This is a genomic window from Campylobacter concisus, from assembly GCF_002165815.1.
GTDB lineage: Bacteria > Campylobacterota > Campylobacteria > Campylobacterales > Campylobacteraceae > Campylobacter_A > Campylobacter_A concisus_BH.
In genome coordinates this window covers 1-14,847 of the sequence record NZ_NDYN01000015.1, presented here as the reverse complement: position 1 = coordinate 14,847, position 14,847 = coordinate 1, and the positions used below count along the sequence as shown (strand labels likewise).

Sequence of the window (14,847 nt, the reverse complement as noted above, 5' to 3'; positions counted from 1 at the left end):
ACACACCAGAAGAGCTAACAAGACTATATGAGGCTGGTAAATTAGATAAAAAGCTAAATCCTCTAACACCAGTAATGTATAGAGATAGCTTCCCAGAAGACCTTAGAGCTAAGATATTATCTTATGCCAAAGAGCATAATATAAAGGATTGATTAACGCTCATTAAAGTTTTATTTAAGAACATTGATTTTAAAATAAGTTTCTTCTAAAATAAATTTAGATAGAATTACATAAAAATAATATTATTAACGTGAGGTAAAGGAAACCATGAAGAAAACGTTTAAATTTCTTTGTTCTTTAATTTTTATGCTATTTATCGCAGGATGTGCAAAAGATCTTATCATAAGCAACACTCCAAATTCAAACTTAAACTACCACGGTGACAACGTACCAGTGACTATCATCGCTTACAAGCTGAAAGATGTGGCAAAATTTCAGCAAGCTAGCATAGTTGATCTAGCTGAGAAAAATGGTGACATACTTGGTCAAGACAAGATAGACTCGATAAAAACGCAAATTCAGCCAAACACAAACAGATACGCTTTTACAAATGTCGATCCAGACGAAGTGCCATACGTAGGTATTTTGGTGCTTTATGCTGATCAAAGCAAGACAAATATCAAAGCTTACAAATCAACAAAAGAAGCAAAAGAGAAAAATATAGTTTTTGAGATAACTAAAAATGGCGTAAATACCATAGACGCTAGCAGCTCTAAGATCCAAGCAAGCAAATAAAATGTCTGATAAACTAAAAGTTGTCTGGTACAACGGGATGAACGTTGATAAGGTTCATTTCGAGCAGCAAGAGAGGTATTTTGAGAGAAATTTAAACCTAAAAACCGTCTCGTCTTTATCAAATTTATATGGAGTTTTGGAGCTTGAGATCTCAAGCGAACTTTTGCTTCAAGGCAAGATAGGGCTAAATAAAATTTCTTGCATCTCACAAGATGGTACGATATTTAACGCCCCAGATCAAGACGACCTACCAGAGCCTCTTGAGATAAGTCCTAGCGAGCTAAATTCTGCTGTCATAGTGCTAAAGCTACCAGTTAGCTCAGGACTTGTTGATGTTAGCTTGCAAAACAACCTGCCAAATCTAAAATTTACAGCTAAACAAGCGCTCATTAGCTCAAGAGTGCATGATGAAGCTAGCAACGATATCTTGAACGAGCTAGATGACAAAGACGACTTTGAGCTTTCGTCTGCTTTTACGCAGGATAAAGAAAATTTGATCCTAGCAAGCCAAAGATCGGCTCTAGGAGTGCTTGGCTCAAAGACGCCTTATGAGCTTAGCGTGCCTATTTGCAGGATAAAAAACATCGACCTAAACAAGCAAATAACACTTGATGAGAAATTTATCCCAACCTGCATCGATATCAGTAAAAATTCTTTCATCACTAGCTTTATAGATGAGTTTAGCTTTGCTACAAAGCAGCATCAAGAGAGCTATACTGGGCTTTTAGGCGGCATAGATCAGGCGAAAAATAGGCTTGATATTTCAACATATTTGACGCTAAATATGCTGAAAAAATGGCACTTGATATTCTCATATCTTTTCAAAAGAGACAAAATTCATCCAGAGTATCTATATGAAAAGCTGGTTGATTTTCAAGCTGATCTGCTAGCACTAAGTCACGATGATAGTTTTAGCGAATTTATAGCTTATGATCACAACAACTTAAGTCAAACTTTCGTACCGTTAATAAACAATCTTAGGCTTTTGTTCTCGCATATCTTGTCGCCAAAATACGTCATGGCGCAGATCGTTAAAAACAATCACGGCTTTTTTGACTGCGTCTTTGATAACCCAAGCATCATAGAAAACTCAGAAATTTACTTTGCTATCCATAGCGATACAAAAAATGAGTACCTGCTTAAAAATTTCAAAGAGCAGTGCAAAATCCACACCCAATCAAACATCAAAAGTATCGTATCATCGCAGCTTCGCGGCATAAATGTAGAGCAAATTTCAGCTATACCTAGTACATTGCCAAAGCTAAATGACTATATCTACTACAAGATCGATAAAAAAGATGAAATTTTCAAAAGCTTCGCAAATCAAAGCGTTATTAGCGTCTATATAACAGCAAATTTATCAAACGCTGACATTAAGATGTGGGCTTTATTATAAGGATAAAAAATGAGTGAAAATCAAAATGACATTTCAGTTTTAAGCCAGACAAAGCTTCTAGGACTTGGCGCAAATCCTGCCCTAGATCATGTGCTACCACTGCTTCTTTTGGCAAATAGGGTCTCAAAACTACAAAATTTTTCACAAAGTGAGATGCAAAATTTACGTGAAAAGCTGATCAATGATATATTAAGCACCACTTCAAAGATCTCAAATTTAGGCATTTATGAAGAGGATGACATCATTAGGCTTAGATATTGCCTTTGTGTTTTTATCGATGAAAGCTTGCTTAAAAATGAAATTTTTATGAACAGTTTTTGGGCGAATAACACCTTAACAACGAGATTTTTCAACGAAAATTTAGGTGGCAATAAATTCTTTGGCATTATGGATAAATGGTTTGAAAACGTTGGCAAAAACAAGGACTTTTTAGAGTTTATCTATGCTTGTTTGGTGCTTGGATACAAGGGTAAATACGAAGCGCAGGAAGATTGTAACGAGAAAATTTCATACCTTTGTGAAAATATAGCCTCAGCCGTTTCGCCACTTATCAAAGCTGATGAAAATGTATTTGAAAAGAGCTATTTAAAAACTAAAAAGAGAAGCTTTTTTGAGATATTTTCACTAAGACATTTGAAATTTTATTTTATCCTTATAGCGCTTGCAGCTATCGCGGCTGCGTTTTTATATAGCACCTACTCGATGGATCAAAACAACGTTAAAAACGACAGCGTTCTAAACAATAAAATAGAAAATTTTATGGACAAAAAGTAAGTGCAAGATAAGTTTTTCAACAAATTTAGCGAAAACTTTTCAGAAAACGAACTCTACATCAGCCTTATAGATGAGATGTCGAAGTATAAGACTTTGACTCACGATACGATAAAATGGGACTTTGTTTATAGCTCGTCCTTAAAGGCATTAAGCGAATTTAGCCTCGATGTAAAGCTTTTAAATTTCTTAGCGATCTCTGCTGTAAATTTAAACGACAAAGATGCTTTTAGAAGTTTAATCAGTGCTTTTTCATTTTTTCTAACTACCCTAAAACAAGAGCCAAGTTTATTAGCTAAAAATGAAAAGCAAGTGCCTGCCAAAAAAAAGATATTTGCCCAAACGATAGAGCTTTTTACGCAAGCCCATAGAGAGGGTTTAAATTTAGACGAAGCGGACGCAAGGGCTTTTAATGAGCTTGTGCCTGAGCTCTCACGCGAGCTTAGTACGCACTTTGACACACTTTATATAGAAGAGAAAAATGAGCAAACTCAAAAAATTGAGGAGCCAAAACAGCAGCCGCAAAAGGCAGAACCAAGCTACTCACAAAGTGTCTCTTTTAGTGGTAGCGACATTAGTACATTTAGTGATAGAGAGTTTAGGGAGTATTTTGTAAATTTATCCATCTCGCTTTTAAAAAATGATATAAAAAATTTGACCGCTTACTCGCTTATTTTTGAGGCGATGTGGGGCAGGATCAAGGCTTTGCCAGTAAGCAGCGAGCAAGTGACGCAGATACGCTATCCTGATGAAAATTTGATCTTACTTTTTAAAAATATGAAAGAAGCAAACCTTGGTAATTTAGAGAAATTTATAAGAAATTTAGCTCTTAATCCATTTTGGATAGATGGCGTTAGGATATTTTGTGAGTTTTTAAGATCATCTGGACTAAGCGAGCAAAGCGAGCTAGTTTCTAGCATGACTTTAAATTTCATAGAAAAATTCCCAGATATGAAAAAGCTTAAATTTCAAAGCGAAGAGGCATTTTTCAGTGAAGAGAGTGCTAAATTTTTTAGTAAAAAAGAGAGCGCAAATTTTATCTCTAGTGACGAAATGAAAAAAGATATGAGCTTTGAAGAGCTGATAAAAGCCCTTGATAGAAGCAAATATACAACAAATTCGCAAAGTGAGCTTAGCTTTTTGTTAGAGCTTTCCAAAATTTTTACAAGCCAAGGCATGGACAACAATGCAAAAGTTGTATATTCGCAAATAGTTAAATTTATAGAAAACACTGAGCTTAAGGATTATTTGTCAGATATTTATATAAAGGCAAAAACATTTTTGTGATAAAATATGTTTTTTTAAAACTTCTTTAATTTTATTTAATTATAATTCTTAAATCATTTACTCAAAAAAAGGATGTTATTATGGCAGAGAATTCAATCCCACCAAAAGAACGTATAAACATTGTTTATAGAACCAAAACAAACAACCAAGAAGCAGATGTCGAGCTTCCATTAAAGCTGATGGTAGTTTCAAATTTAACTGGTGAAAACCAAACTCCACTTGAAGATCGCGAAGTTGTCTCTATAAATAAGATAAATTTCGATCAAGTTATGAAAAGTTTAGACATTCATACTGAATTTTCAGTGAAAAATAGACTAAATTCTGGTAGTGAAGATCTAAATATCGATCTAAATTTTGAAAGTATTCAGGATTTCAACCCAGATAATATCATCAACCAAGTCCCTGAGCTAAAAAAGCTATTGCAGCTTAGAAAGGCTTTAGTTGCGTTAAAAGGGCCTATGGGCAATATGCCTGATTTTAGAAAAGCGGTTTTAGAGGCTATTAAGGATGAAGATAGTAGAAAACAGCTTCTTTTGGAGCTTAAAGACGAAAAAGATAAGGAATAAAAATGTCTGAAACTAAAGTAAAAACTCCTATCATTGAAAGCATAATGCAAAGGAGCAAATATACAAAAGATGATGAAAGTTATAGCGTAGTAAAGCAAGGAGTTGCCGAGTTTATCTCGAATATCATCACAACAAACAACGCTGAAGAGAAGATAAACAAGCTAGCACTTGATGAGATGATAGCCCATATAGACACGCTTTTATCAGCTCAGATGGATGAAATTTTACACAACAAATCTTTCCAAGAGCTAGAATCTACATGGCGTGGCATTAGATTTTTGGTTGAGAGAACAAATTTCAACGAAAACGTAAAGATCGATCTTTTAGACGCTACAAAAGAGGAAATTTTAGATGACTTTGAAAACAATCTAGATATAACTCAAAGCACACTTTATAAGCAAATTTACTCAGCTGAATATGGTCAATTCGGTGGTGAGCCAGTTGGTGCGATAGTTGCTGACTATGAGCTAGATAAGTCAAATCAAGATATGACTTTCTTAAACAAAATGTCATCAATTGCAGCGATGAGCCACTCTCCGCTTCTAACTTCGCTATCTTCTAAATTCTTTGGACTTGATAACTTTGGCGAGCTTGAAAACATAAAAGATCTAAAGAGCCTACTTGAAGGTCCTCAATACACAAGATGGAGAACTTTTAGAGAGAACGAAGATGCAAAATATACAGGTTGTATGGTAAATAGATTTCTTACTAGATCTCCATATATCCCAGAAGATAACCCTATAAAAAGCTTTAACTACCGCGAAAGCGTTGATAAGCACGATGATATGCTTTGGGGTAACGGCGCTTATGCGTTTGCTACAAGGCTTACAGAGAGTTTTGCGGACTATAGATGGTGCGGAAACATCATTGGACCAAAAGGTGGCGGCGCTGTAAAAGACCTACCAACTTACACTTATGAAAACTACGGAAGCGTTCAGACAAAAATTCCAACCGAAGTTTTGATCACAGATAGAAGAGAATTTGAGCTTGCAGAAAATGGCTTTATCACGCTTACGCTAAGACGCGATAGCAACAACGCAGCATTTTTCTCTGCAAACTCAGTGCTAAAACCTAAAGTTTTCCCAAATACTCCAGAAGGAAAAGCTGCCGAGACAAATTTTAGACTTGGCACACAGCTTCCATATGTATTTTTGATCTCTCGTTTGGCTCACTATCTAAAAGTACTTCAAAGAGAAGAGATCGGTACTTGGAAAGAGCGCAGTGACGTTGAACGTGGCTTAAATGAGTGGCTAAGACAGTACATCTCAGATCAGGAAAACCCACCAGCTGATGTAAGAAGCAGAAGACCATTTAGAAGCGCAAAAGTCATCGTTAGCGATATAGCTGGCGAGCCAGGCTGGTATAAGATAGAGCTTCTAGCTAGACCTCACTTTAAATTTATGGGGGCAAATTTCGAGCTTTCTTTGGTTGGTAAGCTGGATAAAGAGTAAATTTAAGCATGTCGCTGATAGATAAAATTTTATATGAATTTAGTGATGAGTCAAAATTTCGTCCTTACTTCAAAGACCTAGACAGCGACATCAAAGATCATATCGATACTATCTTAAACTCAAGGCTTGGAAACTACGGCCGTTTAAACGATAGTATCATCGATCTTTGGTCGGTTGGTGTCGAGATAAACGAGCTTGGCCATAGACTTGGCATGGCGATATATGAACTAATCACCTCAAACGAAAATAGAATAGAGATAACTTCTATCGGCTATGATGACTCGCTAAAGCCTTGGCGCATCATCTTTAACATAAACTATAAGCATAAAAACGACAATTTCAAAGAGTATTTGCTAAAGGTTATTTTTAAAAACAATAGATATTGTGAGATTTTATAATGGATTATAATGAAAATAATTTAGCTTATTTTCAAAAAGAGATGGCGTATCTTGATGAAACAAGAGCTCTTTTTATAAAGAATTTCCCAAAAGTTGCACCATTTTTAGATACTAAGAGCAAAGATCCTGATGTTGAGAGTATCATAGAAAATATGGCTATTTTGACATCAAGGATTAGACAAGAGCTAGATGAAAATATCCCCTTAATAGCCGAGTCTTTGATAAATATCTTAATGCCAAGCTACACAAATCCTTTTCCCTCAGTTTGCATGCAAGAATTTGCTCTAAGAGATGACTTTTCAGAAAAAAAAGAATTTATACCAAAAGGCAGCATCATAGAGTCAAAGCCAATAAACGGCGTGGCTTGTAAATTCCAGACGATATATGACGTAAATTTGCTTCCTTTAAAGATATCAAAAGCTTTCATGTCAAACAACAAAAGCGACTATCTTTTAAATTTAAACATATCTATCACCAAAGATGAACTTAGCACAAAAGAGCTTGATACCAGCTTTTTAAATTTATACCTTGGCGATAACATATACTTCTCTTCAACTCTTTTGATGTGGCTAAAAAACTACTTAAAATTTATAGTCATAAGCTTTGAAGATAGCGATGAGGAGATAAAACTTGGAGCTGATAAGCTTAGCTTGGATGAATTTGATGAAGCTTTGATAAATAGCGATGAGTTTGGTTTTGAGGCGTTTGAGCTTATAAAAGAGCTTTCATATTTTTCATCTAAACTAAATTTTATCCGTATAAACGGACTTGGTTTTTTAAAAAGATTTGACGCAAAAAGCTTTAACATCAAATTTGTCTTTTCAAAAGATATGCCAAATGGTTATGTGCCAAGGCTAGAGTACTTCTCTCTCTTTGCCACACCAGCGATAAATTTGTTTGCCAAAGGCGCTGAGCCTATACAAAATAACAACAAACGAAGCGAGTATAGAATTTTCATCGACCGCTCAAACATAAACGCTTACGAGATAGTCTCTATCACAAAGGTCGTCGCTCACAGCAGCAATAATGAAAAAAGGATACTTAAAAACTACAAAAGCTTTGAGAGGTTTGAGTTTTTAAATAGCCAAAGATCAAAGGATTATTACTTTGTAAGCAACAAAACAGATATGAAGCTAAACTCTTACAAAGAAATTTCATTTTTTAAAAATGACACCAAAGAGCAGACCGTGAGTATCGAGACGCTTTGCTGCAACGGCGACCTGCCAACTAATCTAAAACTTGGCGAGATAAATAAAATCCAAAATCACCAAGGCGTAGTAACCAAAAATTTAACTATCCCAACTAGCGTAAAACGTGTAAATGTAGATGGAAATTTACTCTGGAGGCTAGTTAGTATCTTGTCATTTAGCTATCAAAGCATACTAAACAAGGGCTCTTTTCTAGCACTGCTTAATGCCTTTATGCTACCTGATGATGAGTTTTTGAAGAAATTTTCTAGCTCGCTTCATGAGATAAAGACAAAACAGATCCACAGGGTCGATGGCGGCTTTGCAAAAAGAGGGGTGCTTTGTATGTTTTATATAGATGAGAGCGAGTTTGAAAGCCTTGGAAATGTCTATGTTTTAGGTATAAATTTGGCTAAGTTTTTATCAAAATTTGCTTCTATTAACTCATTTTGCGAGCTTAAGATCAAGTGCGTAAAGAGTAAAATTTTATTTGATTATGGGTTTTTAAGCGGCACGAAAGAGCTAGTATGAGCGAAGAGATAAGCCAAGCTTCTTTTTTTAAGCTTATAAAAAACATCCTAAAAGATAGGGATAGGAGCGAGATATTTTTAAAAAATAGCTCGAGTTTTGCCTACCCGATCAAAGAGCTCGAGAGCTTAGACGAGCAAGAGCTTACAAAGATAATTGTAAATTTTATGGGTCTTTTAGGAAGCGGCTCACACCTAACAAGCTACATTTTAGAGAAAATTTCAAAGACTAATGACAATAGCTATGAGCTATTTTTTGATTTTTTTGACAACTACTTGCTTTGGCTATTTTTTGACAGCATTAGTCTAAAAAACTACGCAAGATCTTTTGAAGATGAGCTTGATGATAAAATTTCAAAGATCTTGCTTGATATGCTTAATATAAAAGATAAGCTGCTGGCAAAGAAATTTCTGCCATTTTCACCACTTGCGGTTAGCCAAAGAAGGCCAAAAAAAGAGGTTGAATTTGCGCTTCAGAGCCACTTTGGGCTAAAAGATAAGCTTTTTATACTTGAAAATTTACCAAACCAAATTTTCATAGCCCCCTCAAATTTAAACTCTTTAGGCCATAAAAATAGGACACTTGGTAAAAATTTCATCCTTGGCAAAAAGCTTTTTGAAAAACAAACTAAGATCGCAGTCTTTATAAACGGTATAGAGTACGAAGAGGCTGTGAATTTCTTCCCCAAAAAAGATAAATTTAAAGAGCTTCAAGAGACTCTTTCTTATTTTACTAATGATGAATTTGTTTCTGATTTATATTTGAAGATAAATTACTCTCACAAGATGCAGTTTAAGCTCGGGTCAAAATATACAAGTAGTCAAATTGGCTTTGGTTCAAGGCTTAAAAATGATAAAAAAATGTCAAATTTTATAAAATTTAGACTTTGTTCATAAAATTTAACTCCAAAATCAAAAAAATCTGATATAATTACATAAAAGAAATATATTTATTTGTAAAAGGATTTGCAGCTATGGCATTTATCGACTACTTACGCAGATTTTTCACATTTTTTAGGTTTAAACACAGTGTTGTTTTAGTAACTTCTATCGCTCTTAGTGTTTTGTTTTGGCTCTATGCCCCGCTTGTAGCATTTAACGATATATATATAGCTTCGCTAGTGTTAGCTCACGAGTTAGCGTGCTAGTTGCTTTTTGGGCAGTTATATTGTTTTTTGTCTTGCTTAGACCGCTGATGAACTATTTTGCATCACGCAAAGATGAGAAAAACGACAAACTAAAAGAGATCAAAAAAGAGTCAATGGATAGTTTTGGCAAGGCAAAGAGAAATTTCTTACTTTCGCTAAAAGACGCCAAAACGACTTGGAAAAAAGATATAAATTTCAAAAAATTGCCATTAATAATGATAATAGGCAACGAGGGCGCTGGCAAAAGTGCTTTTATAAACTACTCAAATATCGAATTTCCTCTATCTGATAGCCTGGATACATATAAAAAGATACATCAAAGTACGACAAATTTTAACCTTTATGTATCAAAATTTGGAGCACTATTAGATACTGAGGGCATTCACTTTGCACAAGAGAGCCTCTATCAGCCAACCGCAACAGAGGAGCTTCCTGAAGATGATGTAGAGAAAAACAGAGACTATCTACTTAAAAAAGGCGTTTGGAACGAGTTTTTACACTTTTTAAAGAGAAATGACTTTAACTCAAGACTAAGCGGTGCCGTGCTTATCATAGATACTAAAAAATTCCTAGAAGGCACTCAAGAGTATTTTGATGAGCTTATCAGGTATATGGTAAAGAGGATAAATGACTGTGAGAAGCATCTGGGCATCAAATTTCCTATCTACGTGGTCTTTAGTAAGCTTGACCTTATCGACGGCATGGGTGATTATTTCAAACTTTTCAATGAAGACGTGGCAAATAAAGCTCTTGGTATAAATTTAGACTCAAATTTCACCGCTCAAACACTTGAGACAGAGCTTAAGGGTTTAAGCGACTCACTATTTAAACACCTAATGAGCAAAAACTCGATCTCGCACATGCTAGAAGATAAAAAACGCTCATATTTGTTCTTAAAACAGCTTGAAAATTTCTTCGTGCTGGTAAAAGACTTTGTTACAAAGCTAAGCTCTCAAAATGCTCTTAAAAACACATCTGTGATAAATGGAGTTTATTTTGTAAGTGCATATCAAGAAAACATCCCTATAAACTACCTTACAAATACGATTTGCGATAAATATAGCATCAAAAAACCACTTCTTAGAGCGGTAAATAATTACAGCAAACAAAGCTACTTTGTAAAATCATTTTTAAAAGAGATCGCTTTTAAAGCAAATGTAACTAAATTTGGCGCTCAAAATAGATTTATTAAATTTATAAATTTCGCCCTAGTGGCTGCACTTTGTGTGGGAGTTTATTTTGGCTCTAGTTATATTTTAAATATCAAAAATACAAAAGAGCAAATTGCGGCTAACAACGTAGATAAAATTTCTAACTATCTTGATAACAAAAAATATAAAGACCTTACCGCTACACAAAAGATCGAGCTTTTAAATCTGCTAAAACAAAGTCTAAACGACTATCCAAGGATCTTTAGCGGTGATACTAAATTTGAGTACATCACCCTTGATACCTCTTATAAGGGTTTTGCACCTGTTAAAGCGCTTTATTATGACCTTAGCGCTGACTTTTTCAAAAATACAGTTTTAACTGAGATGGAAAATATCCTAAAAACAGAGAGCGACCCAGATAAGCTTATAAAAGCCTTTTATATGTATGATTCACTTTTTGATAAAAACTATACAAACGTAGATCTATTTAAAATTTGGATAGCTGCAAACTGGGATAAATTTGAAAAATATGGCGTTGCTAAGGACGAGTTTTTAGCACACATCGAAGCTATTTTAAATGCTAAAAATTTAAGCATTTCAGCAGATCAGAGCGCCCAAAGTGCTGCAAATACTAAACTAACACCTGTTCAAAGAGCAAAAAGGCTCTACTCGATACTTGAGTTTATCTCATTTAAAGATGAAAAATCATTCTACGATATCAAAAAAGAGGTTGAAAATTTAAACCAAGTAGTTCAAGAAAAAGAGGCGTTTAATCCGTTTAATAGAATTTATACAAAAGAAAATTTAAGAGACTTCTTGGCAAAACTTAGCTCAAACATCGACGAGACTGCAGGCATCGAGTCATGGCTGATGGATACCAACTCATCTTTAAAAGATATCAGCTCAAATGAGAAAAAAGAGCTAAGTATCGCAGTTGTAGAGCTTTACTTGCAAAACTATGCTGATAAATGGAACCAAATTTTAAGAGCGATCGAGCCAAATGAATTTGCTACTAAAAAAGAGGTCATAGATGAGCTTGAAATTTTGTCAAAAAGAGAAAACCCACTAAATTCTCTTATAAAACTAACCAATCAAAATACAAATTTAAATGATGAAAATTTACTAAAATACATCTACTCTCTAGGCTTTGCTTCAAGCGAGATAAAACGTGTATTTACAGACTTTAGCACTAAATTTACAAACTATCATGCGCTAAATTCTGACGGATCGCTAGATCTTATCAGCAATGACGTCACAAATGTATATAAAAAAGTTAGTGACTATAACTTTGAGATGCTTCAAAGCAGTGACGATAAGATCGTTTATGCGATAAATGGCATAAAAAATGAGAATGATCCATTTATCGTGCTAAATAATGACGCCAAAAAGCTTCCAGATGAGCTAAATGAGTACTATCAAAAGCTATCAAAGCTTGCTTGGAAACAGGTAGAAAACGGAGCTTCATCGCTTTTAGCAACAGCTTATAAAGATGATGTTCTTGATGACTTTGAAAGTCTTATAAAGCCTTATTATCCATTTAATGAAAACTCAGCAAAATCTGTTAGCATCGAAGAATTTAAGAGATTTTTTGGCAAAGACGGAACTTGGAATAGCTTTTATGATAAGTATCTAAAACAAATTTTGAGCAAAACTGGCAGTGGCTACAAAGTAAGACCAAAATATGCAAAAGAGTTAAGATTTAATAAAAGTTTCCTTGAAAATATCGCTTATATCGATAGAATTTCAAATTTGATGCTTGACTCAAATGATGAGCTAAAACTAAACTATAATTTAAAAGCGGTTGATCTATCAGCAAATTTCAGCCACATAAATATAGGTTACGGAAATAACTCTTTGGCGTATGATCATACTATCCCATCAAATTTACTTGTCTCAAGTAAAAGCTTTGATATCTCAACGCAGTTTAAATTTAATGCAGTTTCAAATGCGGGTAGCGACAAAAAAGAGATCAGCTTTGATGGCGAGTGGGGCTGGTACAAGCTCTTAAAGGCTTCAAATTTCAGTAGCATTGGCGTTAGTACGCTTAACTTTGATGGTAAAAAAGAGTCATATTTTGGCTTTGAAGTTACTCCAAATGGCGGAGAGCTTTTAGAGCTTATGAATATCATACCAACTATTGATTTACCAAGAAAGATGCTTTATTAAGGAAAAAATATGCAAGAGATAGCAGCGGTTATACAAAATTTCGATAAAGCTTCGAGCTTTTTGGCGCAGTATGTCATTTTTGATGAAAACGGCGGAGACATAGGCTCGCTAGATACGGTTAAATTTCCATGCAGCGATACAAGTGGCTCTATAGCTTCAAAGCACGCTCATATAGGCTTTGAAGAGGGTGTTTTTACCATTTGCGGATACGAAGGATGCGAGATATTTTATAGCGATTCTTATTCGAAGTTGCCTGATGATTATGAAAGCGTGATAAATCCAGGAGATATTTTTAGGATAGGCGAGCTTAAATTTATATTTATAGATCCTTCTAGGATAGACGAATATGTCGGCAAAGCTCACAAGATCATAGAAAATACCAAAAACTTTGATGAGCTTGATAATAAAGAATTTGAGCCAGTTGGGAAAATCTCAAATGTTGATTTTAAAGAAGAGCCAAAGATAAATTCTCTCATAGATGAAGAAAAAGATATCACTTTAAATGAGAATGTTAATGATGTGCCTTTAAATTTAAATGAGAGCGCTCAAAATTTCGATGAAGAAGATATAAATAGTCAAAGGATGCTAACAGCAAAGAGCATGGATGAGCTTTTGATGAATTTAGTTGAGAGCATAAAAGTGCAGCCAAACATGAGCCCTATAAGCGAGCAAAGCAGGACGTTAAATACAAAAGATATGGAAACTATTATAAAAACGCTGCCTCTAAGCGACAACACGACGCTTGTTAATGCTGTTTTGCTTAAACTAATATGCAAGGAGCTATATAGTCAAATGTACGATATAGTCGAGAATAATTCATTTTTCAAATATCTCTCTGGTGCTGTAACAAAAAGCACCAAAGAAGATAAAGAGGCGTTTAATTATTTATTACATAAAGCACTTGAAAGCTATATGTTAAAAAAGTAATGTTTTTAATAAAATAGAAAGTTAATAAAAGTTAAAATAACCAAATTTTTTAATAGGAGTAAATATGTCACAACCAGTGTATATTAAGGTGAAAGGTTCTACTCAAGGACTTATCTCAAGTGGTGCTTCAACAGAAGCTAGTATCGGTAATCGCTATCAGTCAGGTCACGAAGATGAGATCATGGCACAAGAGGTTTCTCACATTGTAACTGTTCCAGTAGATCCACAAAGTGGCCAACCATCAGGACAAAGAGTACATAAGCCATTTAGCTTTACAACATCTTTAAACAAAGCTGTTCCACTTCTTTACAACGCATTAACTCAAGGCGAGAGACTTCCAGAGGTTGAGATCCATTGGTATAGAACATCAACTAGCGGTGGTGCTGAGCACTTCTTTACTACAAAACTAGAAGACGCAACTATAACAGATATCACTCTAGTAAGCCCAAATGCTCAAGACAAGCTAAACAGCGACAAAACTGAGCTTTTTAAAGTTTCAATGAACTATAGAAAGATAGTTTGGGAGCACGTAGCTGCAGGTACAAGCGGAAGCGATGACTGGAGAGAAGCTACTAAAAAAGCTTAAAAAATAACCTAGGGATCCTCCCTAGGGATATCAATCTTCTTGTTGGAAGGACACAAATGAGCCCTTTTTATCATTATCTTTTAAAACACCATGATATGTGAAATGCGATATGAAACACTTAGCTATGATCATATTTTTCATAACATCTTTATATTCACACGAAGCAAACTGCACGGATATGTTTGGACTCATTTTCAATAAAAATTTAAGTGACACTGAAACGGCTAAGTATATAAAATACTACATAGATGATCTTGGATGCGATGCTAATATGACTATTGAAATTCCAGATTTTTCAATAGGACCAAATTTATTAGAGTATGCTTATGATGCAAATAAAACAAAAACTTTTGATACTCTTTTGGAAAAAGGCACAGCCGCTAATGCAAGCTTGGCTACATCTATAGGTATGAGCTTTGCATTTTTCTTTAGAGAAAATGGTGTCGGTATAGACAACAAAAAAGCAAGCCCTGAGCTACTAGAATTTATAAAAACTCAAAAATATAAAGAATTTAAAGAAGAAAAATTTAAATTAATCAAAAAACTATTAG

General features: G+C 34.6%; 14 protein-coding genes and 1 pseudogene. All 15 read left to right on the top strand.

Annotated elements, in window-relative coordinates; genetic code table 11:
• A pseudogene (locus tag B9N65_RS11335) lies at nucleotides 1-152 on the top strand (thioredoxin reductase); the annotation flags it as partial.
• A 115-nt stretch (nucleotides 153-267) separates the two neighbouring features.
• Nucleotides 268-735, top strand: coding sequence for a type VI secretion system lipoprotein TssJ (gene tssJ / locus B9N65_RS10615; RefSeq protein WP_087583804.1), 468 nt, complete (start codon nucleotides 268-270; stop codon nucleotides 733-735).
• Nucleotide 736: 1 nt separating this feature from the next.
• Nucleotides 737-2,131: a type VI secretion system baseplate subunit TssK gene (gene tssK / locus B9N65_RS10610; RefSeq protein WP_021086322.1), complete on the top strand. Its 1,395-nt coding sequence runs from the start codon at nucleotides 737-739 to the stop codon at nucleotides 2,129-2,131.
• Between the two features lie 9 nt (nucleotides 2,132-2,140).
• Nucleotides 2,141-2,905, top strand: a complete 765-nt coding sequence (icmH, locus tag B9N65_RS10605; RefSeq protein ID WP_021086306.1) for a type IVB secretion system protein IcmH/DotU — start codon at nucleotides 2,141-2,143, stop codon at nucleotides 2,903-2,905.
• Nucleotides 2,906-4,189, top strand: a complete 1,284-nt coding sequence (locus B9N65_RS10600; RefSeq protein WP_087583803.1) for a type VI secretion system domain-containing protein — start codon at nucleotides 2,906-2,908, stop codon at nucleotides 4,187-4,189.
• Between the two features lie 80 nt (nucleotides 4,190-4,269).
• Nucleotides 4,270-4,755: a type VI secretion system contractile sheath small subunit gene (gene tssB, locus B9N65_RS10595; protein WP_012001089.1), complete on the top strand. Its 486-nt coding sequence runs from the start codon at nucleotides 4,270-4,272 to the stop codon at nucleotides 4,753-4,755.
• A 2-nt stretch (nucleotides 4,756-4,757) separates the two neighbouring features.
• Nucleotides 4,758-6,206, top strand: coding sequence for a type VI secretion system contractile sheath large subunit (tssC, locus tag B9N65_RS10590; protein WP_021086376.1), 1,449 nt, complete (start codon nucleotides 4,758-4,760; stop codon nucleotides 6,204-6,206).
• 8 nt (nucleotides 6,207-6,214) lie between these two features.
• Entirely contained in the window at nucleotides 6,215-6,604 is a 390-nt protein-coding gene (locus tag B9N65_RS10585; protein WP_012001091.1) for a hypothetical protein, read from the top strand.
• Nucleotides 6,604-8,322 carry a type VI secretion system baseplate subunit TssF gene (gene tssF, locus B9N65_RS10580; RefSeq protein ID WP_087583802.1) on the top strand — a complete coding sequence of 573 codons (1,719 nt, stop codon included), beginning with the start codon at nucleotides 6,604-6,606 and terminating at the stop codon, nucleotides 8,320-8,322. Before B9N65_RS10585 ends, tssF begins: the two co-directional genes overlap by 1 nt.
• Nucleotides 8,319-9,215, top strand: a complete 897-nt coding sequence (locus B9N65_RS10575; RefSeq protein WP_087583801.1) for a type VI secretion system baseplate subunit TssG — start codon at nucleotides 8,319-8,321, stop codon at nucleotides 9,213-9,215. Before tssF ends, B9N65_RS10575 begins: the two co-directional genes overlap by 4 nt.
• A gap of 77 nt (nucleotides 9,216-9,292) precedes the next feature.
• The gene (locus B9N65_RS11090; protein WP_180385152.1) at nucleotides 9,293-9,466 is read left to right on the top strand and encodes a hypothetical protein; all 174 of its coding nucleotides are present in this window, start codon (nucleotides 9,293-9,295) and stop codon (nucleotides 9,464-9,466) included.
• Nucleotides 9,460-12,783: a type VI secretion system membrane subunit TssM gene (gene tssM / locus B9N65_RS10570; protein ID WP_180385151.1), complete on the top strand. Its 3,324-nt coding sequence runs from the start codon at nucleotides 9,460-9,462 to the stop codon at nucleotides 12,781-12,783. The genes B9N65_RS11090 and tssM overlap by 7 nt, the downstream gene beginning before the upstream one ends.
• A 9-nt stretch (nucleotides 12,784-12,792) precedes the next feature.
• The gene (locus tag B9N65_RS10565; protein ID WP_087583799.1) at nucleotides 12,793-13,710 is read left to right on the top strand and encodes a hypothetical protein; all 918 of its coding nucleotides are present in this window, start codon (nucleotides 12,793-12,795) and stop codon (nucleotides 13,708-13,710) included.
• Between the two features lie 64 nt (nucleotides 13,711-13,774).
• Entirely contained in the window at nucleotides 13,775-14,296 is a 522-nt protein-coding gene (locus tag B9N65_RS10560) for an Hcp family type VI secretion system effector (protein ID WP_012001093.1), read from the top strand.
• Between the two features lie 109 nt (nucleotides 14,297-14,405).
• A partial coding sequence (locus B9N65_RS10555; RefSeq protein WP_087583805.1) for a hypothetical protein occupies nucleotides 14,406-14,847 on the top strand: 442 nt, incomplete at its 3' end.

Excerpts from the sequence above, each read along its gene's own strand:
- tssJ (WP_087583804.1), top strand. The coding sequence starts at position 268 with ATGAAGAAAACGTTTAAATTTCTTTGTTCTTTAATTTTTATGCTATTT.
- tssK (WP_021086322.1), top strand. The coding sequence starts at position 737 with ATGTCTGATAAACTAAAAGTTGTCTGGTACAACGGGATGAACGTTGAT.
- icmH (WP_021086306.1), top strand. The coding sequence starts at position 2,141 with ATGAGTGAAAATCAAAATGACATTTCAGTTTTAAGCCAGACAAAGCTT.
- tssB (WP_012001089.1), top strand. The coding sequence starts at position 4,270 with ATGGCAGAGAATTCAATCCCACCAAAAGAACGTATAAACATTGTTTAT.
- tssC (WP_021086376.1), top strand. The coding sequence starts at position 4,758 with ATGTCTGAAACTAAAGTAAAAACTCCTATCATTGAAAGCATAATGCAA.
- B9N65_RS10585 (WP_012001091.1), top strand. The coding sequence starts at position 6,215 with ATGTCGCTGATAGATAAAATTTTATATGAATTTAGTGATGAGTCAAAA.
- tssF (WP_087583802.1), top strand. The coding sequence starts at position 6,604 with ATGGATTATAATGAAAATAATTTAGCTTATTTTCAAAAAGAGATGGCG.
- B9N65_RS10575 (WP_087583801.1), top strand. The coding sequence starts at position 8,319 with ATGAGCGAAGAGATAAGCCAAGCTTCTTTTTTTAAGCTTATAAAAAAC.
- B9N65_RS11090 (WP_180385152.1), top strand. The coding sequence starts at position 9,293 with ATGGCATTTATCGACTACTTACGCAGATTTTTCACATTTTTTAGGTTT.
- B9N65_RS10565 (WP_087583799.1), top strand. The coding sequence starts at position 12,793 with ATGCAAGAGATAGCAGCGGTTATACAAAATTTCGATAAAGCTTCGAGC.
- B9N65_RS10560 (WP_012001093.1), top strand. The coding sequence starts at position 13,775 with ATGTCACAACCAGTGTATATTAAGGTGAAAGGTTCTACTCAAGGACTT.